The following is a 19,932-nucleotide window of genomic DNA, read 5'->3' as shown; positions in this document are numbered from 1 at the left end:
ATTTATTTTTTACATTAATAGAATATTGCGCTGTCCATTTTGTATTCATAATCACCTATTTACCACGTCAATAAGGAGAATAAGCCATGCCATCTTTTGCGGCGCAGCAATCCTTATTTCGTGCTTATGACATCCGTGGTACAAACACGCATTTTACCGATGAGTTTGTACAAGCGCTGGGCCATCGTTTTGCTCAGCTCTATGGCCCTCAACGCAGCCAATTCACAAAAAATAGTAATGCCAGTACCAGTGATGCCAGTATTGATACAAATGTTATTACCGCTATCGACAGTAATGCCGATACGCCCATAGATACTACACAAAATACTGGCGTTGACGATGTTAATGTTAAGAATATCGTCGTTATTGGTTATGACATGCGTCATGGCAGCGAATCGATTGCACGTACACTCTCTACTGTATTAGCCCAACAGGGTTTATGCGTTATCCAGCTCGGTCTTGTTACCACACCCATGATGGCGTTTTGGGCAAAGCAGTATCAAGGTCATGGCATTATTGTAACCGCCAGCCACTCTGCCAAAGACATATTGGGTATCAAGTGGTTGGTCAATCATAAATCTCCTAGTAGCTTAGAGATACAAGCCCTTTATCAACAATTAATCTCTCATACTCATTACTTATCTAAAAATCAGGTCGAGCAAGCAACTTTAGACTCAGAACCAGACTCACACTATATAAATATTAGCAGCAATACTGAATTGTCTAGAGCTTTGCTTAAAGAGCTGCCTGCCAAGCAAGTAGCAGATGTCTATATCGCGGCTATTGAGCAAGTCTTTTGCCAGTTGACTCAGGATAATCAGACAGCACCTACAAACAACCGAAAAACAGCGTCTAAGCTTGATTTGGTTGTGGTTATTGATTGTATGCACGGTGCCACTGGCAACATCACTCAGCGCTTATTTGACCGTTTTTGCCAGCATGTCATTGTGCTCAATGACACGCCAGATGGCAGCTTTCCTCTTGGTAATCCTGATCCAGCCGAGCCCAACCGTCTGACAGCGCTGCAGCAAGCTGTTGCTTCTCATTGTGCCGATATTGGTCTGGCATTTGATGGTGATGGTGATCGTTTGATGATCGTTGATAATAACGGCAAAGTTGTCATGCCTGATCACCTACTCTACTTGTTAGCACGCATTGCCATTACAGAACGTCCTGATTCTTTGACCAGCTCCTTAGCGTCTGAGGTGCTATTTGATATTAAATGCGCGCATCATCTGCCAAAGCTACTGGCGGATCTTGGCGCGATGCCAGTGATTAGCAAAACCGGTAGCAGCTTTATGCGCCAACAGGTACAGCATCCTGATAGTCAAATTGTCTTTGCAGGTGAGCTATCAGGGCATTTTATTTTTAATGATGGCCGCTTTATCCCTTATGATGATGCCATATATGCTGCATTGCGCTTACTGCATTGGTTTGCCAAGTCTCGTAATATCTTAGATGATAAAAATGCACTATCAGATATTCTCCAACGCTTGCCCGCCATGGTCAGTACAGCAGATCATTATTTGCCGATGCCGCAGACTGCTAGGACAGATTGCTCAATCATGGAGCAATTAACGAGGGTTTGTACCTACTTGCAGCAGCTAGCGAGCGTGACGACTCATGCTGATTCGTTTGATATTTCTAATTACCGACTAGACGCCGCTAATCTACCAACTGCTTTATGTGCGTCACCAGTCTGTACTTGCTCCACTATCAGATCCCATATAGCTGTCGAACAAGCCAAGTCTTTATTGCCAGCAGGCACTAGACTTAGCTGCATTGATGGTGTCCGCTTAGATTTTGCCCATGGCTTTGGCGTGTTGCGTCAATCAAATACCAGTAATAGCCTGACTGCACGCTTCGCTGGTGACAGCATGGATGATCTAAAAGACATTCAAGCGACCTTTGCCGCGTTGTGTCGCCCATTTGATGCAGAGCTGGCAACACAGATTATCGCCATGCCTGCTGAATAACGGCATTAAACCTGTATCGATTAAATATGCTAAAAAGAACAACCCATTTAAAACCCGCCCTTTAGGAGTTAGGAATGACACTTAATTTAGATGACGCCAAAAACACCGCTGAAGTATTAACCACCGCACTGCCCTATATTCAGCGCTTTGTTGATAAACTCATCGTGGTGAAATATGGCGGCAATGCCATGACCGATCCTGAACTCGAAAGCTCATTTGCTCGTGATATCGTCTTGCTGAAAACGGTCGGCATGCATCCAGTCGTTGTACATGGTGGTGGCCCACAAGTTGATAACTTACTAAAAGAGCTGGGGCGTCAGTCTGATCGTATCGATGGGATGCGTGTGACTGACAAAAGCACGATGGATATCGTAGAAATGGTGCTTGGCGGCAGTGTCAACAAATCGATTGTTAGCTTGATTAACAAGCACGGCGGTCGCGCAATTGGCCTCACGGGCAAAGATGCCAATTTGATCCGTGCCAAAAAACTGATGATGGAAAAAATCGGTAACGACGGTGTCGCGGTTCCCGTAGATTTAGGATTTGTGGGCGACGTAGTCAGTGTCAATAAAGACGTCATCAATATGCTCATTGCCTCTGATTTCATTCCCGTTATCGCACCACTTGGTGTCGATAAAGAAGGCAATACTTATAATATCAATGCAGACCTAGTCGCTGGTAAAGTGGCTGAGTTTTTACAAGCAGAGAAACTGATGCTATTGACCAATATCAAAGGCGTATTGGGCCGTGACGGCGAGGTAGTGACTGGGCTAACGCCCAAGAAAGTCGATGCTTTAATCGAAGATGGGACGATCTCAGGCGGTATGATTCCCAAAATACAGTGTGCGCTTGATGCCGTGCGTAGCGGTGTTAAAAGTGCCGTTATCGTCGATGGCCGTGTGCCTCATGCCACGTTACTGGAAATTTTCACTAACGAAGGGGTTGGTACACTGATTAGCCGTGAGATAGAGGCCTAATTCAGCTAAAAACAGGAATCAGTCATGTCTCTTCCGCTATGATCTCTGCTATTTATATTAGAAAGTATCTACTGCTGGTGGGTCATTGGCTACGGCGGTGCGCGCTGGATAGAGGGCTGGAAGTCGTTTTTTATGATTGACTGGTTTGCCCTTGATTGGACGGCGGAGCAAATCCGCCTCTATGTGCTCATTATTTAGGGCTTTAGTGTGATTTGGTTTATTGTTGGCGTTATCAAGCCTGAGCTAAGATTTTATTATTAGCTCAGGCTCTTTATGCCCGTTTTTAACCAAACACGCGCTCAAACTCCGCTTCATCAAAACCGTACAGCAATATCGGCTGATCTTTATCTGCTAATTGACCTTCTACAATCGGACGCTTAATCATGCTGGTATTTTCTACCAGCAAATCTATCGCTTTATCTATGCTGTCATCAGCTGCTTGCTTTTGCTCATCGGTCAGCTTGCGCCATGTCGTACCGCGCTTATTAAGCACTTTATCAACCCCTAACGCGTTTACCCAGCGCTGTATTGTTTCTTTATCGACACCTTGTTTTTTATAATCATGAAACTCATAGCTAACGCCCAGCTCGTCAAGCTTAGTGAACGCCTTTTTCATCGTGCTACATGATTTGATGCCGTAAATGGTGATAGTCATGGTGACTCCTTATCATTACTCATAAATACTGGTGAACGTTTCTATTATACCGGAGGCTGACTGGATATAAAAAATACCTCACTTTTAATCGTCAAACCTGATGAGCAAATGCATCATATCGTCGCAATTTTCGCCAAATTACGCTATGCTATGGCATTGTCAAATTCCACCTATTTTGAACAGTATTAAACAAATCCGTCTTAAATAAATCAGTATCAACCAATTTCGAGCCGACTATGAGCAACGCCGTGACAGCAGACCAAACCGACAATCATCATTATAACCCGCAAGCGATCGAAGCTGCGCAGCAGACCAAATGGGCCACTGACAAGCGCTTTGAAGTCAGCAATGAGCCAAGCGACAAACCAAGTCGTTATATGCTGTCAATGTTCCCCTACCCAAGCGGCAAGCTGCATATGGGCCACGTACGTAACTATACGATTTCTGACGTCTTAAGCCGTTATTACCGCCTAAAAGGGTATGAGGTCATGCAGCCAATGGGCTGGGATGGTTTTGGCTTGCCAGCAGAAAACGCAGCAATTGCCAATCAAACGCCACCTGCTGCATGGACGTTTGCCAACATCGACAACATGCGCGCACAGCTTAAATTACTAGGCCTGTCTATTGATTGGTCACGCGAGTTTGCCACTTGTAGCCCTGAGTATTATCAGTGGGAGCAGTGGCTATTTTTGCAATTATACAAAAAAGGTCTAGTCTACAAAAAGCTATCGACGGTCAACTGGGATCCCGTTGATAATACTGTCTTAGCAAACGAGCAAGTCATCGATGGCAAAGGCTGGCGTAGTGGTGCGGCAGTCGAAAAACGTGACATCCCCATGTATTACTTCAACATCACTGACTATGCCGATGAATTGCTCGACGATTTGGATCAACTAGAAGGTCATTGGCCCTCTGAAGTATTGACCATGCAGCGCAACTGGATTGGTCGTAGTGCCGGTATGGAAGTACATTTCCCTTATGAGATTGCTGGCGAAGAAAACACCTTAGATGTGTTCACCACTCGTCCTGATACTTTGATGGGCGTGACTTATGTCGCGGTTGCCGCAGAACACCCACTCGCCCAATACGCTGCTGAAAAAGACGACATGATTGCCCAGTTCTGTGCCCTTTGCAAAAAAGGCTCAGTAGCTGAGGCCGATCTTGCTAAAGCCGAAAAAATCGGTATGGATACAGGTCTAACTGTGACGCACCCTTTAACTGGCGAAGAAGTGCCTGTTTGGGTCGCCAACTATGTACTGATGAGCTACGGCTCAGGTGCGGTCATGGCTGTGCCTGCTCACGATGAGCGTGATTATGAATTTGCGGTGAAGTACAACCTACCGATTAAACAAGTCATCAATACCCCTGATGACTATTTTGACGAAGCAAAAGCGGATGCCAAAGCAAACAATACTGAGGTCAATCTTGCTTATACCGAGCGCAACACTCTGGTCAATTCAGGTGAGTTTGACGGTTTAGATTTTGAGCAGGCGTTTGATGCCATGCTTGCCAAACTTGAGCCAAAATCGCTGGCTAAGAAAAAAATCCAATACCGCCTGCGGGATTGGGGCGTGTCGCGCCAGCGCTATTGGGGCTGCCCTATCCCAATGATCAACTGTGAGCATTGTGGTACGGTGCCAGTTGAAGAGCAAGACTTGCCCGTTGTGTTGCCAACCGACGTCGTACCTGATGGTCGTGGTAATCCACTCAAGAATATACCAGAATTTGTCAATACCACTTGTCCTAAATGTGGTAACCCTGCTGAGCGCGAGACCGATACCTTTGACACCTTTGTAGAGTCAAGCTGGTATTACGCCCGCTTTGCTAGTCCAACTGACACACAAAACATGGTCAACAAGTCTGCTGCCAATAAATGGCTGCCAGTCGATCAATACGTGGGCGGTGTTGAGCATGCAGTGATGCATCTGTTGTATGCGCGCTTCTTCCATAAGCTCATGCGAGATGAAAACTTGGTCACTGGCGACGAGCCATTTGCCAACCTAATGACGCAAGGTATGGTACTCGCTGGCACCTTCTACCGTGTCAACGCGGATGGCAGTACTACTTACTACTTTGCAGAAGACATCGACATCGACTACAACGACCGTGGACAGCCGATCAAAGCGACCTTAAAGCTGGATGGTCAGCCAGTCACGATTGGCAAAATCGAAAAAATGTCTAAATCAAAAAACAACGGTGTCGATCCACAGCTGACTATTGATAAATACGGTGCGGACACGGTACGTTTATATACGCTATTCACTGCACCTGCCGATCAGACGCTTGAATGGTCAGATGACGCGCTAAAAGGCCCTTACAACTTTGTGAAAAAAGTATGGCGCATCGCTAATGATCACATGCAAGCGCTAACGGCCACCAATATCAGCATTGATACGCTGAAGGGTGCGACATTGAACACAGAGGGATTGAGCAAAGAAGCCAAAAACTTACGCCGTAAAACGCACGAAACCATCGCCAAGATTGATAGTGATTTGGGTGATCGTTTAGCACTCAACACTCCAGTATCAAGCTTGATGGAACTTGCCAACGAGTTGACTGCCTTTAACGCCAGTAGCGAGCAAGAGCTACACGTTAAACACGAAGCGTTGACCAATCTGCTGATTATGCTGTCTGTCTATGCGCCGCACGTTGGTGAGCATTTGCTTGAGCAGCTCGGCCTTGATACTTTAACCTTAGATTACCCGACTGTTGATGAAAGTGCGCTGGTACAGGACATGATTACGATGGTCGTTCAGGTCAATGGTAAAATGCGTGGTAAGATGGATGTCGCACCGAACAGCGATCCTGAGCAACTAAAAGAGCAAGCCCGCACTATGGAAAGCGTAGCAAAATTCATCACAGGCGAGATCAAAAAAGAAATCGTCGTACCCAACAAGCTGGTTAATATCGTGGTTGCAGGCTAGTCGCCTAGGCTTAGTGCTCTAAGCCTTTTTATCATATGAGGATAGCGTTTATGTCGTATAAGCATCGAGCTGGGCAGTCACAACCAACGCCAAGCGCACGGCACTTTGGTACAAAACAATCTGGTGGAAAGAAGCTTGCGACGGCATTGCTCACAGCATTACCTATGTTTGCGATATTGGGTGCAACGGCAGGTCTAAGTGGTTGCGGTTTTCAGCTACGCGGCTATGATTCGCCAATGCTGCTCAATGCCAACAAAACAGCCGTCATTATCGAAGACAATCGCACCTCATTTCCTCTAAAATTGCCATTGACGCGTCGCCTAACCACATTAGGTGTCGATGTCATTGGCAATATGACAGTTGATGATGTGATTCGCAGCAATCAACAAGCTGGTGCTAAACCGATTGCAGCGATCGATATCAGTAACGTGCGTTTTAAACGTTACGAGTTGGTGGGTGTATTGACAGAGATTCGCTTGGTACTCTCTGCTGATGTCAGCTACCAGACGATCGAGAATGGCAAGCCCGTCACGCTTACCAATCCCATTCAAGTCGAGCGCAGCTATCAATACAATGAAGCATCCGTCAGTACTGATGACCAGCAAGGCGACCAGATTCGTGATTGGCTCTATGACAGCTTAGCACGCCGTATCACGGATCAATATGTGGCGATTTCGCTACCAAAAGTTGCACCTGCTGCCAAGCAGTCTGTACTGATGAATAAAGGCGCAACGCCAACGGTTGTCGTCGTACCTGAGAAGTAACTTTTAACAAATACTGTTATTAAGCTCTATCATTTGCAGCCATTTAAGTATGAAGAACAACGAGCGTACGCACTAACTTAGTCAGCTAAGCAAGTTCGACAGCGCTCGTCATATTTTTGCAAATGCTATCATCTGCTTACCAACCTGTGTCCCACCACGCTATGCAAAACACCTTTATACAAGCTTATCCCAAACTCCTGCAGCCTTCGGTTTCAGTTGCGGGCTTGTGGCTGGCGCATGGTGACGAGCCGTTACTCAGTCAGTGGCTCATTGACGCGCTGCGTCCGCATTGGCGCGCGCAAAACTATGCTATCAAACGTATAGAGCTGATATCGGTGAAGAGTTGGCAAGAAGTATTGTCAGAGCTTGGTAGCCAGTCTCTATTTGATGATGCCAGTGCGGTAATCGTGACTGGCAATCATAAACCTGATAAAGCAGTTATTGCTGAGCTTGAGCGCTTTGCTGTTGAGGCGCAAACAGGTGCGCACAGTCATAGCGTATTATGGCTAACACCCAAGCAAGACAAACGCAGTCAGAGCAGCAAGTGGTTTGCCCCTTTTGCTCAATACGGCACTGTCATTGATTGCAATTTATACAACGAGCAGCAGCGCCAGCAGTTGTTGCAAATACAAGCTCAGAAGTTTGGATTACGACTGTCACAAGAAGCGTGGCAACTTCTTATGTCACACACTGAGCACCACCTACTCAGTGCTTATCAAACGCTATGGCGCCTGTCTTATCTGTTTGCACCCCAATTAGCTACTAGCAATAGTGATAATAATGAAGATAACGAGCACTCTAATAGTTTTACACAGCCGGTAAATAATGTGGCATTGGATATTGCAGACTTACAAGCAGCCTTAGTCAGCGACGCGCAATTTAGTGTGTTTGATTTGTCTGATGCGATGCTTGCAGGTAATAGCACGCAGGTTGCCAAAATCATGTTTCAGCTAAAGTCGACCGATGAGCCTACTACTTTAGTACTCTGGGCTATTAGCAAAGACATGCGTCAAATTATGCAACTGCTGGATGGTCAAGACCCTCAAGCATTAGGCATTTGGCGTAGTAAGCAAGGGTTATACCAACAAGCGTGCCGCCGTCAGTCAAAAGAACAAACGAGCGAATGGCCTGCTCTGCTCTATCGCTGTGACCAAGCCATCAAAGGCCTTATTCGCCAACCAGCATGGGAGTTACTACTGCAAGCGGCATTGGAGCTGGCAGGCAAGCGTTTGTTTACCATACGATAGTACTTCGTGATAGCCAGTCGTCATTCACTATCACGCCCTATACCTTATTTTACCAAGTAGCATTTTAAAGGCCTCTCCCTTACTACCTCTTATCATGTCCACCCTTTCCTCATATTTATCCATTAACAGCCGCTTATTTTCTGTCATGTTATCTGTACTACATAGGCCTTAACCTTTCGTAAACTAATTATCATTCCCTTTCGCACATGAAGTCTCTACTATATCTACACTTGATTTAATTGTGATTGGATTGTTGTCATGCGCAAAATAAGCAGAAAATCTGCTATTAAATGGGGTGTCATCACCTTAATTATCGTAGCATTAGGGGCTTTGGCCTATACTTTTTTAAAACCAGAAGAAACCGCACCTAACTATTTAACCGCAACCGTTGAAGTCGGTGATATTGAAAACAATGTCATGGCCTCTGGTAAGGTAAAAGCGTTAAATACCGTTGATGTCGGCGCGCAGGTATCTGGCGAGGTAAAACGCCTGTACGTTGAAGTCGGTGATGAAGTCAAGCAAGGCGATTTGATCGCACAGATTGACCAAGTGACCCAAAAAAACAACCTGAGCAACGAACAAGCCAGCCTTGAGCAAAGTGAAGCCGCGCTACAAAGTGCGCAAGCAGAGTCGCTCAGCAAACAGGCAGCACTAAAAAGTGCCTATTCCGATCTTGCTAGCCGCCAATCTGAGCTCAAACAAGCACAGTCTGATTTTGCCCGTTTGCAAGACTTAGTCGCTATCGATGCTATCTCACAACAAGAATATGATACGCAGGCGACCAGTGTCGAGACTGCAAAAGCAGCCGTTGCCAATGCACGTGCGGCTATCGACACAGCTAAAGCCGCGATTGCGACCACAGAAGCCAATATCAACAGTCAGCAAGCAGCATTACGCAAATCACGAACCAACGTCAGTACTGCTGAAGAAGATCTAAGCTATACCACGATTCGTGCACCAATATCAGGTACAGTCGTTTCTATTACGACTGAGCAAGGTACTACGGTCAATGCTAACCAAACGGCGCCCACATTGGTGACGTTAGCAGATTTATCGACCGTACGTATCAACGCGCAAATCTCAGAAGCTGATGTCATTAACGTCAGTGCTGGTATGCCTGCTTATTTTAATATTATCGGTAATCCAGACAAACAGTATGATGCGACATTAACCGCTATCGAACCTGCCCCAGAGCAGATCAGTAGCACCAGCTCGACAGACGCTGCTATCTATTACGTCGGCTACGTAGAAGTACCAAACCCTGACCGCTTGTTTCGAATCGATATGACGGCACAGATATATATCATCGTCAACGAAGCCAAAAATACTCTATTAGTACCATCAACAGTGATACAAGAAAAGCGAGCTAAAGAAAAAGGCAAATCAACAACGGGCAAGTTTGTACGTGTATTAAAAGATGACGGAACCGTAGAAGAGCGTACTGTAGAAGTCGGTATTGATAACCGAGTAAATGCGCAAATCTTAAGTGGTTTGAAAGAAGGGGAAGAAGTAATCATCAGTGAAGAGAGCGGTAAGAAATCAGATAGCGGCCGCGTACCTGGTGGACCTCAAATGTAACTTGTGCTTTGACTATGTTGAGTAAGAAAGGCTTGCTAAACATAGCAGCCCTTTCATAACAACACTATAACGCTTATTAGCCTTTATTAAAGACATTGCTATGACTATATCTCAATCTCCTAAACCGTCGACTGAAGATAGCTCTGAAAGTAGCACGGCTCAAAACTTAGGGTCACACACTTCTGCTAATCGCTCAAGCAACTCAGCAAAAACCAATAGCGCTAACCACTCTGCATCAGGCAAGCCCATTATGGAACTATCTGGCATTATCAGAGAGTTCCCTGCTGGTGAGCAAACCATTCGCGTCTTACATGATATCAATCTGACGATTCACCAAGGTGAGATGGTCGCTATCATTGGACAGTCAGGCTCTGGTAAGTCCACCTTGATGAATATCTTAGGTTGTCTAGATCAAGCCACTGCTGGTGATTATAAGATTTATGGTCAATCCGCCCGTAAGCTTGATGCCGATCAGCTAGCAGAACTGCGCCGTGAGCACTTTGGTTTTATTTTTCAGCGCTATCATTTGCTTGGTGATATCAGTGCCAAAGACAACGTCGCCGTCCCTGCCGTGTATGCAGGCATGGATACCGAGGCACGCACCAATCGTGCTGAGAAGCTACTAACTGACCTCGGCCTTGGCAATAAGGTCAACAATCGTCCCAATCAGCTCTCAGGTGGACAGCAGCAGCGTGTTTCTGTCGCTCGTGCACTGATGAATGGTGGCGATGTTATCTTAGCAGATGAGCCAACTGGTGCCCTAGACAGTAAGTCTGGCGAAGATGTCATGGCGATTTTGCATGACCTCAGCGCACAAGGTCATACCATTATCATGGTCACTCATGATCCAAAACTAGCAGCACAAGCAGAGCGTGTGATTGAGCTCAAAGATGGCCATGTCATCGCTGACTATCAAACTGAGCATTATAAGCACACAGACAAAAAACCAGAATCTATCCTTGGCGAGCATCGCAAAAGTGCCTTTGGTAGTTTTATTGATCGACTGCTTGAAGCGTTCAAAATGTCTTTGCTTGCCATGCGCGCGCATAAGATGCGTACTCTACTAACTATGCTCGGCATTATTATCGGTATTGCCGCAGTCGTATCTATTGTAGGTCTTGGACAAGGCTCTCAGCAGCAAATCCTTGCCAATATCAGCTCGTTAGGTACCAATACCATTACCGTCAATGATGGCTACCCTAGAGGCGATCCTAGACGCCGCTATAACGATGACAATTTGACACCAGAAGATGCAGAGGCGGTCGGCAATCAGCCCTATATTATCAGTGTCAGCCCTCAGGTAAATGCCAGCTCTAGTGTCCGCTATCGTAATATACAGGAGGATGCTACCGTCAATGGCGTTGGTGAAGACTATCTAACCGTCACTGGTGAGACATTAGCACTGGGCCAAGGGTTTGATGCAAAAAGCATTACATTACGTAGTCAAGATATCATCATCGATGACAACGCTAAACAGACCTTTTTCTCAGATATTGATAACCCTGTTGGCGAGGTAATATTGGTTGGTAGTGTGCCTGGACGCGTGATTGGCGTACTTGAAGAGAGCGATGGTGGCTTTGGTCCCAGTGTAACGACGCCTACTATCTATATGCCTTATACAACGGTGATGTCGCGCGTCACCGGTAGTACCAATATCGACCGCTTTGTGGCGTTGTTAGATGATAGTATCTCTTCTAGTGCTGCAGAGACGGCCATCTCTGACTTGATAGAGAGTCGCCATGGCAAAGATGACTTTGAGCTACGAAATTCAGACTCTATCCGTCAAACCATTGAGTCAACGACAGGTACGATGACCCTACTTATCTCATCAGTTGCAGTTATTTCGTTGATTGTTGGTGGTATTGGGGTCATGAACATCATGCTAGTCTCTGTCACCGAGCGCACTAATGAAATTGGTGTTCGTATGGCAGTAGGTGCGCGTCAAAGCGATATCATGCAGCAATTTCTCATTGAGGCCGTTCTAGTCTGTATCCTAGGGGGACTGATTGGTATTGGAATGGCATTCGCCATTGGTGAGCTGATTAATAGTGTGGGCGGTGATAGTTTCAAAGTCATCTACTCACCGACTTCTATTATTGCCGCGTTTGTTTGCTCGACATTGATTGGCGTAGTATTTGGATTCTTGCCAGCACGTAATGCTGCCAAACTAGATCCTGTTGAGGCGCTTTCTCGAGACTAATAATTGATTATTGACTCGCTTTAGCCAAAAATAGAGCAGTCAATATCGATATAATGGCAAAAATTTAAAGAAACTGGAATAAATTGGCAATTTTATAAGAGAATTACACTTTTTTTATCATGTGGGGTTGTAATTGTCAGAATTATATATATAATGTGCTCTCACGTTTAGGGATACAAACACTTTAAACGTTAGGGCTGTTAGCTCAGTTGGTAGAGCAGTTGACTTTTAATCAATTGGTCCCGCGTTCGAGTCGCGGACAGCCCACCATATTTTAGTTTAACCTTTATTCATCGTTCTACCCTATCCGGTAGTTGTTTAATAAAGTTAAGTTTAAAAAGCTCTTTTTTAAATGAGTTACTCTTGTTGGCAATAATATACATTTATTGTTAGCATAACTTTTAGAAAATTCTATTTAAAGAATTTTTTCTTGCGAAGCTAAAATTGCAGTGCAATTTTTATACGCTTCTCAGGGCTGTTAGCTCAGTTGGTAGAGCAGTTGACTTTTAATCAATTGGTCCCGCGTTCGAGTCGCGGACAGCCCACCATATTTGAAAAGCCCAGTTACTATGATAGTAACTGGGCTTTTTTTCGTCTGCACTTTCTATCCTTTATTTTATATCTACTTATGATGTCGCCGTTTAAAAAGTCGGAAGCTGCCTTTCTTACGCCATAGCAGTTTATGTCTGATCGTATCTTTAATCGTGCGCGGATACTTGGGGGCTTGGTCGATGAACGCATCAAACTCTACCTCACTCATCGCCCGCTCTCGACCATGTGCCATCATTACCATTGATGGTTTTAAATCTCTGATTTTTTTTAACGATTGCTTATAAGCCTTGGGATCATAGACAGGAAATGGCGCCACAAACTTATGGCGCAATTTAATGATGAGATCAGCCGTATATACCTGACGACTGGGCAAATGAAGTAAAGACAGATCACGATCCGTATGTCCTGGCGTCTCTAACACTTGCCATTCATCAAACTCTGGGACAAAGTCACCGTCTGTGACAGTGATGTCTGGCTTTAGGCTTGCCAAATAGTACAGATTTTTGAATGGGCGACCTTGCCGCCGCGCCACATAGTACGCAAGATTCATATCGACCAGATGCATCGCTCGTCCACCAATACCGCCGTACCACTGTTCTTTCTTGTCAGCAGAGATAATGCGGCAGCCAGTCTCTTGGCGAAACTTGCGCGCACCACCCGCATGATCCGGATGCATATGGGTGACCACCACCACTTTTAGGTCTGTTATCGGCCTATTTAGAGTATCTTTGATATACCCAAGCACCATTGGCACATCGGCACGGCAGCAGCCGTCTAGTAGCATGATTTTATCTGGATACACCGCAAGGTAGCTACTTTGGATATAGCCCTCTAGACGTACAATTTCACATAGACTCATTGGTATTCCTTACCGCATTCATCCTCATTATTATGATGAGGCTTGTGCTCCCTTCCGTAGATACTATTTAGTATAGCGCCCGTCAATTCAAACAAAATGACTTTGAGTGAACGCTTGTGACTATAGATACGGTTGATAATAGTCGCATAATGCGTAACATCATTAATGACGACGTTTATACTTCCAGTAAAAACGCAAAGAACCCAGCGCTTAGGCTGGGTCTTCTACATTAAGCATTTACTTTATAGGTTTAAAGCTTATCCCAACAATTACGCTATCAACTATGCAAGGTCACGAACCTTTGGCTCGCGCTCCCACAGACGGGTCTTAGCGTTTTCGATGAAACCAGCAACATCATCCAGTGGCGTCACAAATTTATCTTTTTCGATAGGCAATTTGCTCAAGATGTGTTCTTCAGTCGCAGGGCAATAAGCAATCGCTTTGCAATGTGCATAAGCATCGTTGAACCAATCTAGTGCTGCACTATCCATAGCCAGCTTTTTGGCTGGTGGATGCATAATGATACTGACCACAGCGTCGAAGAGCGCAGAAGGGCCACCAGCAAGACGTTCGTCCGCTTGAATGTGTGTACCATCATCTAGTGTCACTTCTTTATTAGGCGCGACGATCTTGACGCTAGCACCAGCGTCGATAGCGGCTTGTTCAAACTTCTTGACTTCACTATGGCTAGAACCTTCAGCAACTAAGATACCAATTAAGCGACCTTTTAGGCTCTTCGGTGAGATACCGATGGTTTGCAGCGCTTTTGACGTGCCTAGATCCTGTACAGGTGCAGCGGCATCAGCAGGCTTTGGTAATTCCATACCGAGGGCTGAAGCCACACGATTAGCCAAGTCTTCATCGATATGCGGCAGATGGCTGAGCATACGAGTACGTACATGTGCAGTATCTACTTTACCCAGCTCAAACGCATAAGCAGAGGCAATGTGTGCCTTGCTTGCCTCTGTCTGGCTGCGATAGAACATGCGCGGCTGACTATAATGATCGGCAAAGCTTTCGGCACGGATGCGACCTTTGACACCATCATCCATCTGCTCTTGGAATGAGGCAAATCCGCGTTTGGCGCTTTCGCGTGGACGCGTTGGATCAAGGCTTTGTGGCTCATAGAGCACCCGCGTTTTAGGCACCTGCATTTGCATATGGCCATCTTGCTGGTTGTTGGCAAACGGGCATTTTGGTGCATTGATTGGAATTTGCGCAAAGTTTGGTGAGCCCAAACGTGACAACTGCGTATCTAGATAACTAAATAGACGGCCTTGGAGCAATGGATCATTACTATAGTCGATACCAGGAACTACGTGTGATGGGCAGAATGCGACTTGCTCTGTCTCTGCAAAGAAGTTATCTACATTGCGATTCAAGACCATTTTACCAACGATTTTCACGGGCACTAGCTCTTCTGGAATGAGCTTGGTCGCATCGAGGTGATCAAACGGGAACTGATCGGCTTCTTCTTCAGTAAATAACTGGACGCCAAACTCCCATTCAGGATACATGCCATTGTCAATTGACTCAAACAAATCACGGCGATGATAATCAGGATCTGCGCCAGAGATTTTTACGGCTTCGTCCCACGTGGTTGATTGTACGCCAAGTACTGGCTTCCAATGGAAACGTACAAAGGTGCTCTTACCGTCTTTATCAATCAAACGGTAGCTGTGAATACCAAAACCTTCCATCATGCGTAAGCTACGTGGCAGGCTACGATCACTCATCAACCAGATCAGATTATGCATGGTTTCAGGACTCAATGAGACAAAATCCCAAAACGTATCATGGGCAGACGCCGCTTGTGGGAATCCGCGATCTGGCTCAGGCTTGACCGCATGGATCAAATCTGGAAATTTAATGGCATCTTGGATAAAGAAAATGGGCATGTTGTTGCCCACGATGTCCCAGTTACCTTCTTCGGTATAGACTTTGACAGAAAATCCGCGCACATCACGTGGCGTGTCTTTTGAGCCTTTATTACCGGCAACGGTCGAAAAACGGGTAAAAAGTGGTGTTTGTTTACCAGTCTCAGTCAAAATTTTGGCCGTTGTATACTCTTCTAATGATTCGGTCAGCTCAAAATAACCGTGTGCCGCACTACCACGCGCATGGACGATACGCTCAGGGATACGCTCATGGTCAAAGTGGTTGATCTTTTCACGTAGTACAAAATCTTCTAATAGCGTAGGACCGCGTGCGCCTGCTTTTAGTGAGTTTTGATTGTCGCTGATAGCCACGCCTTGTTGGGTAGTCAATACTTTGGTGTCATCACCTGCGCGCTGATGGGTTTCGCCCCCATTACCGCGTTCAGTATTCATATCTTTGGCTGGGTCGGTATGATCGATATTATTATTCATAAAACATCCTATCTAATGAGTAAAATAGTCTCTTCTAAGACCATTAAAAATGTGCTTACACAGGTGTTGTATCCTTTGGGATAATACTGACTTCATCTGTCGATTATCTGTCTGTGATGCTGCATGACCAATTATTAAAAAAGAGAATAGAATAAAAGGCATACGGTTTATCTTACCCAAAAACTAAGTCGCTTATAGTTGCGTATATAGTGAAAGTTGTTGATGTTTGGTTAAAGTTTACGTGCACAGTCACTCAACCGCTTGACGGCTTTTGAGCCAGCCTAAACGTTAACAATCCAATCTTGTAATTTAGTTATTCTTTAAGGTATGCTTTATGGCGTACTAGAGATCATCGATAAATAACATTGGCATGGTTTTTGGCCATATATTTATCTCTTTTTTATATAACTATAAGGCTATCGACTATGTTACCAACTTCGAATTTCTCGTCCAAAAAACCTTACCCCTCATTATTGGCGGGTGCATCAATGGGGCTCCTGGCATTGACCATCAGCCAAACCGCTGCCGCTATCACGACCAAGAACGTCACTTATACGGTGGATAACCAAGCATACGAGGGCTATTACGCCAAAGCAAATAAGCCCTACGCTCCTTTTATCTTGTTGATTCATGACTGGGATGGTCTAACCGACTATGAGCGCAAACGCGCTGATATGCTAGCGAATGAAGGTTACAACGTACTGGCAGCAGACATGTTTGGGCAAGGCATTCGTCCGACCTCTGTCGAAGAAAATAAGCGTTTAACAGGCGAGCTCTACGATGATCGCAACAAAATGCGCCGCATACTACAAGGTGCGTTAAATGCTGGACGACTGGAGGGCAATGATGTGCGCAACGGCACGACCATGGGATATTGTTTCGGTGGTACGGTTGCATTAGAGTTAGCACGTTCAGGCTTCCCGCAAAAAGCCTTTGTCCCCTTCCATGGTGCCTTTGATACTCCGACCGGTCAAAGTTATGACAAGACCAATGGCGAGATATTAGTGTTCCACGGCTCAGCTGACCAGTCTGTCTCTCTAGAGAGCTTTGCGACTCTGGGCAAAACGCTAGAAGCGGCAAAAGTTCCTTATGAAATGGTCACTTACAGCGGCGCACCACATGCCTTTAGCGTATTTGGCAGTGACAGATATGATGCACGCGCCGATGAGCGCTCTTGGAAACGTTATTTGGACTTCTTAGCAGATGAGTATAAATAATCTAATCGTATAAAAATATCAGTCACCATATAAGCAATGCAAAAAAAAGACACCTCAACGAATCATCGGTGAGGTGTCTTTTTTTGACGTTCTAATCATTTAATACTTCTGAAAGACCAACAGCTGATTATTGGCAGGCATCGCGTACGTTCTGCTAAGCGTTAGATGATGCATATTTGCTAAATTTACAATGTCTTCTTTATGACGGATACCACTGTCAGAATTACCTTGCCTTAACATCGCATCAAATCGCTGGTTGCCCGCACTGGTATAGTTACCATGTTCGTTAAATGGGCCATAGACAATCAGCTTACCATCCACAGGTAACGCATCACCAACCAGTAAAAATAGCCGCTCAACTAAAGCCCAGCTAATGATATGTAGCGTATTTGCCGTAAATATCGCATCATAGGGCTTGGCTATATTGCTATTTACTGACTGACTATTGATAGGTAGAGAATCGTAAGCCAAATCAAACGCTAATGGTAGAGATAGATTGGGCGCAGGATAAGCATGATGCCAAGCCTCTATATGACGGTGGTTGCTCGTGACATCGCTGGTTTGCCACTGTATCTCAGGTAAACGAGGAGCAAAGTAAACACTATGTTGACCCGTTCCAGAGCCAATCTCTAGCACATTTGTAAAGCCTTGTAGCTCGTTTTGCAATACTTCTAGGATAGGCTGCTTATTGTTCTCGCACGCTTGAGAGAATGGCAACGCGTCGATATCCACTTGACTGTTTAGATGATCGTTTTGCATTGATATTCTCCTCAGACTGCCCATTAGGTTTGCAGTATCTTTCGCGAATTATTGGCAAAATATGCTATCAATAAATACCCCCTTCAACGCCAGCGGCTAACGTCATGGCAAGCTCTTCTACTTGTTCGGTAAAGCTATCCTGCCACTCGCCTTGTAGTATCAGCGCCTCTTGAATCCACGACCAGCGTAGCCCTGTTGTGATTGTCTTTATTGCAAGCTTGGTACCCGTACCATCATGCCCTGCACGTATATATAATGCAAATGGCATGCCTTGCTTCTCTTCTAGCACAGGATAATAACAGCGATCAAAGAAGTCTTTGGTCAGCCCTGCCATATATGCTAGATTTTCAGTCGTGCCTAATAGCAAAGCATCAGCAGCCAACACATCTTCAGGCTGCGTGTCCTGCGGCGACTTCAAAATGACATTGATATCTAGATCAGGATGATTGGCACCACCATACGCCGCTTGCGCCAACTTCTCAGTATTGGGTGACGGCGCATGAGCGACAATCAATAACGTTTTTGCCATAGCATTAAAGGCCACGAGCAATACGGAACGTTAAGTTCTGCGTGATATCAGGGTGGATGCTGTTGGCGACTGGACAAGTCAATGCGGTGTTATAAAAGATCGTTTGCGTTCTATCATCAAGCTCCTTATTAAAGGTCAAGATGATATGGATCTCGCTCACGCGTCTTGGATCAGCGGCCATGACTTTGGTCACTTCAGCCGTGGTGCCTGCAAGATCAATCTCCATGTCACGGGCTTTGATACCAATGATCGTTAGCATACAGCTGGCCAAACTGGTCGCTAGCAAATCAGTCGGTGAAAACGCCTCGCCCTTGCCTTGATTGTCCGTTGGGGCATCGGTGATAATTTCATTATTTGATTGCAAATGAATGGCGGTAGTGCGCAAATCGCCTTGGTAGGTTACTTTTGAGGTAGTCATAGGTTCTTTCCTAAGCTAAAATTCAGAAATATACAATCCACTATAAGGTTCAAATAGTGGTTTTATAATGAATCACCAAACTATATTATCAGTATAAGGTAGGTTTTTATACTTCATAAAATCTGAAATTTTAAATAAGGACTTATTAGAAACTGTTAATTCCCATATAGCACTGTATTGGAACCATGGATCTAATAATATTTGAATAGTACCTTCATTGATTAACCTTAGTCTTTCTATCCAGCAAAACTGTTCTGTTTCAAATTTTGTGAGCTTATTATTTCCCTCATAACAGTCCCAAAGAGTTAAATGCTTACCAGCTACGATTGCATATTTGTTATTTGGATCAATTAAAGCACAAGATGGACCATCGTAAAAACTATCAATAAATAAGATATCGCTGCTTTCTTTATCGATGAGATATGCATCTTCATAGCTGTCATATAAATACAATTTATCCGTTTCTTCTAATATCATCAGATTATCTCAATAAACTTTCAGTTGACCATCTATAGTTATAAATTATTATTAATAAATAAGCCAATAAAAAAGCCCTCTTCGAGTGAGCGGGGGCTTTTAGGTATAAGAGGCTAGTGATGATTTGGGCAAGGAAAGAGTTGAAGAACTGCTTTGATGCGAGCGAAAGATAAAACCATTTAAATAAAGAGATTTTCTAGGGAAGTCAGATAAGTTTAAGACAAAAAAAGCCCCCAACACTAAGTTGGGGGCTAATCAGGAATAGAGAGCTGACGATGACCTACTCTCACATGGGCGAACCACACTACCATTGGCGCGACGATGTTTCACTTCTGAGTTCGGGAAGGGATCAGGTGGGGCCATCGCGCTATTGTCGTCAGCAAAGGGGGTTAGATATGAGTCTGTTTGTGTGACTTTTGATAAGTACCACG

At 45.0% G+C, this 19,932-nt stretch carries 15 protein-coding genes, 2 tRNA genes and 1 rRNA gene; 10 read left to right on the top strand and 8 right to left on the bottom strand.

Annotation, left to right across the window (positions count from 1 at the left end):
• Positions 1-86: 86 nt before the first annotated feature.
• Together AC58CZ_RS04460 and argB are read left to right on the top strand one after the other, a co-directional pair.
• Positions 87-1,976, top strand: a complete 1,890-nt coding sequence (locus AC58CZ_RS04460) for a phosphohexomutase domain-containing protein (RefSeq protein WP_494223944.1) — start codon at positions 87-89, stop codon at positions 1,974-1,976.
• A 74-nt stretch (positions 1,977-2,050) separates the two neighbouring features.
• A complete protein-coding gene (gene argB, locus AC58CZ_RS04455; protein WP_494223945.1) occupies positions 2,051-2,953 on the top strand; it encodes an acetylglutamate kinase in 903 nt (300 codons plus the stop codon).
• Positions 2,954-3,236: 283 nt separating this feature from the next.
• Here argB and AC58CZ_RS04450 read toward each other — a convergent pair whose 3' ends face one another.
• Positions 3,237-3,608, bottom strand: a complete 372-nt coding sequence (locus tag AC58CZ_RS04450; protein ID WP_494223946.1) for a Spx/MgsR family RNA polymerase-binding regulatory protein — start codon at positions 3,606-3,608, stop codon at positions 3,237-3,239.
• Positions 3,609-3,844: 236 nt separating this feature from the next.
• On the opposite strand from AC58CZ_RS04450, the gene leuS reads away from it, so the two are divergent.
• From leuS to AC58CZ_RS04415, 7 genes are all read left to right on the top strand, one after another.
• Positions 3,845-6,532 (top strand): leucine--tRNA ligase, encoded by a 2,688-nt coding sequence (leuS, locus tag AC58CZ_RS04445; protein ID WP_494223947.1) that lies wholly within the window; start codon positions 3,845-3,847, stop codon positions 6,530-6,532.
• A 50-nt stretch (positions 6,533-6,582) separates the two neighbouring features.
• Complete coding sequence (locus AC58CZ_RS04440; protein WP_494223948.1) at positions 6,583-7,296, top strand: LPS-assembly lipoprotein LptE; 714 nt, start codon at positions 6,583-6,585, stop codon at positions 7,294-7,296.
• A 161-nt stretch (positions 7,297-7,457) separates the two neighbouring features.
• Complete coding sequence (locus AC58CZ_RS04435; protein WP_494223949.1) at positions 7,458-8,543, top strand: DNA polymerase III subunit delta; 1,086 nt, start codon at positions 7,458-7,460, stop codon at positions 8,541-8,543.
• 258 nt (positions 8,544-8,801) lie between these two features.
• Positions 8,802-10,121 carry an efflux RND transporter periplasmic adaptor subunit gene (locus AC58CZ_RS04430; RefSeq protein WP_494223950.1) on the top strand — a complete coding sequence of 440 codons (1,320 nt, stop codon included), beginning with the start codon at positions 8,802-8,804 and terminating at the stop codon, positions 10,119-10,121.
• 250 nt (positions 10,122-10,371) lie between these two features.
• Entirely contained in the window at positions 10,372-12,321 is a 1,950-nt protein-coding gene (locus tag AC58CZ_RS04425) for a MacB family efflux pump subunit (RefSeq protein ID WP_284719809.1), read from the top strand.
• Between the two features lie 194 nt (positions 12,322-12,515).
• Positions 12,516-12,591: transfer RNA gene (locus AC58CZ_RS04420), tRNA-Lys, on the top strand.
• A gap of 202 nt (positions 12,592-12,793) precedes the next feature.
• Positions 12,794-12,869, top strand: a tRNA-Lys gene (locus AC58CZ_RS04415).
• A 74-nt stretch (positions 12,870-12,943) separates the two neighbouring features.
• Here AC58CZ_RS04415 and AC58CZ_RS04410 read toward each other — a convergent pair.
• Both AC58CZ_RS04410 and AC58CZ_RS04405 read right to left on the bottom strand, forming a co-directional pair.
• The gene (locus AC58CZ_RS04410) at positions 12,944-13,732 is read right to left on the bottom strand and encodes an MBL fold metallo-hydrolase (protein WP_494223951.1); all 789 of its coding nucleotides are present in this window, start codon (positions 13,730-13,732) and stop codon (positions 12,944-12,946) included.
• 281 nt (positions 13,733-14,013) lie between these two features.
• Positions 14,014-16,101 (bottom strand): catalase, encoded by a 2,088-nt coding sequence (locus AC58CZ_RS04405; protein WP_494223952.1) that lies wholly within the window; start codon positions 16,099-16,101, stop codon positions 14,014-14,016.
• A 425-nt stretch (positions 16,102-16,526) separates the two neighbouring features.
• On the opposite strand from AC58CZ_RS04405, the gene AC58CZ_RS04400 reads away from it, so the two are divergent.
• Positions 16,527-17,318, top strand: a complete 792-nt coding sequence (locus AC58CZ_RS04400; protein WP_494223953.1) for a dienelactone hydrolase family protein — start codon at positions 16,527-16,529, stop codon at positions 17,316-17,318.
• A 99-nt stretch (positions 17,319-17,417) separates the two neighbouring features.
• On the opposite strand, the gene AC58CZ_RS04395 is transcribed toward AC58CZ_RS04400, so the two are convergent.
• The 5 genes from AC58CZ_RS04395 to rrf all read right to left on the bottom strand — a co-directional run bounded on the left by AC58CZ_RS04395 (position 17,418) and on the right by rrf (position 19,882).
• Positions 17,418-18,077, bottom strand: coding sequence for a DUF938 domain-containing protein (locus tag AC58CZ_RS04395; RefSeq protein ID WP_494223954.1), 660 nt, complete (start codon positions 18,075-18,077; stop codon positions 17,418-17,420).
• A 67-nt stretch (positions 18,078-18,144) separates the two neighbouring features.
• On the bottom strand, positions 18,145-18,606 hold the full coding sequence (locus AC58CZ_RS04390; RefSeq protein ID WP_494223955.1) for a flavodoxin family protein: 462 nt from the start codon (positions 18,604-18,606) through the stop codon (positions 18,145-18,147).
• A 4-nt stretch (positions 18,607-18,610) separates the two neighbouring features.
• On the bottom strand, positions 18,611-19,024 hold the full coding sequence (locus tag AC58CZ_RS04385) for an OsmC family protein (protein WP_494223956.1): 414 nt from the start codon (positions 19,022-19,024) through the stop codon (positions 18,611-18,613).
• A 72-nt stretch (positions 19,025-19,096) separates the two neighbouring features.
• Positions 19,097-19,501, bottom strand: a complete 405-nt coding sequence (locus tag AC58CZ_RS04380; protein WP_494223957.1) for a hypothetical protein — start codon at positions 19,499-19,501, stop codon at positions 19,097-19,099.
• Positions 19,502-19,768: 267 nt separating this feature from the next.
• Positions 19,769-19,882, bottom strand: a 5S ribosomal RNA gene (rrf, locus tag AC58CZ_RS04375).
• Positions 19,883-19,932 lie beyond the last annotated feature (50 nt).

Source organism: Psychrobacter sp. CR212 (assembly GCF_059693765.1).
The sequence above is the reverse complement of the archived record's forward strand: the minus strand, read 5'-3'. Positions and strand labels throughout refer to the sequence as shown.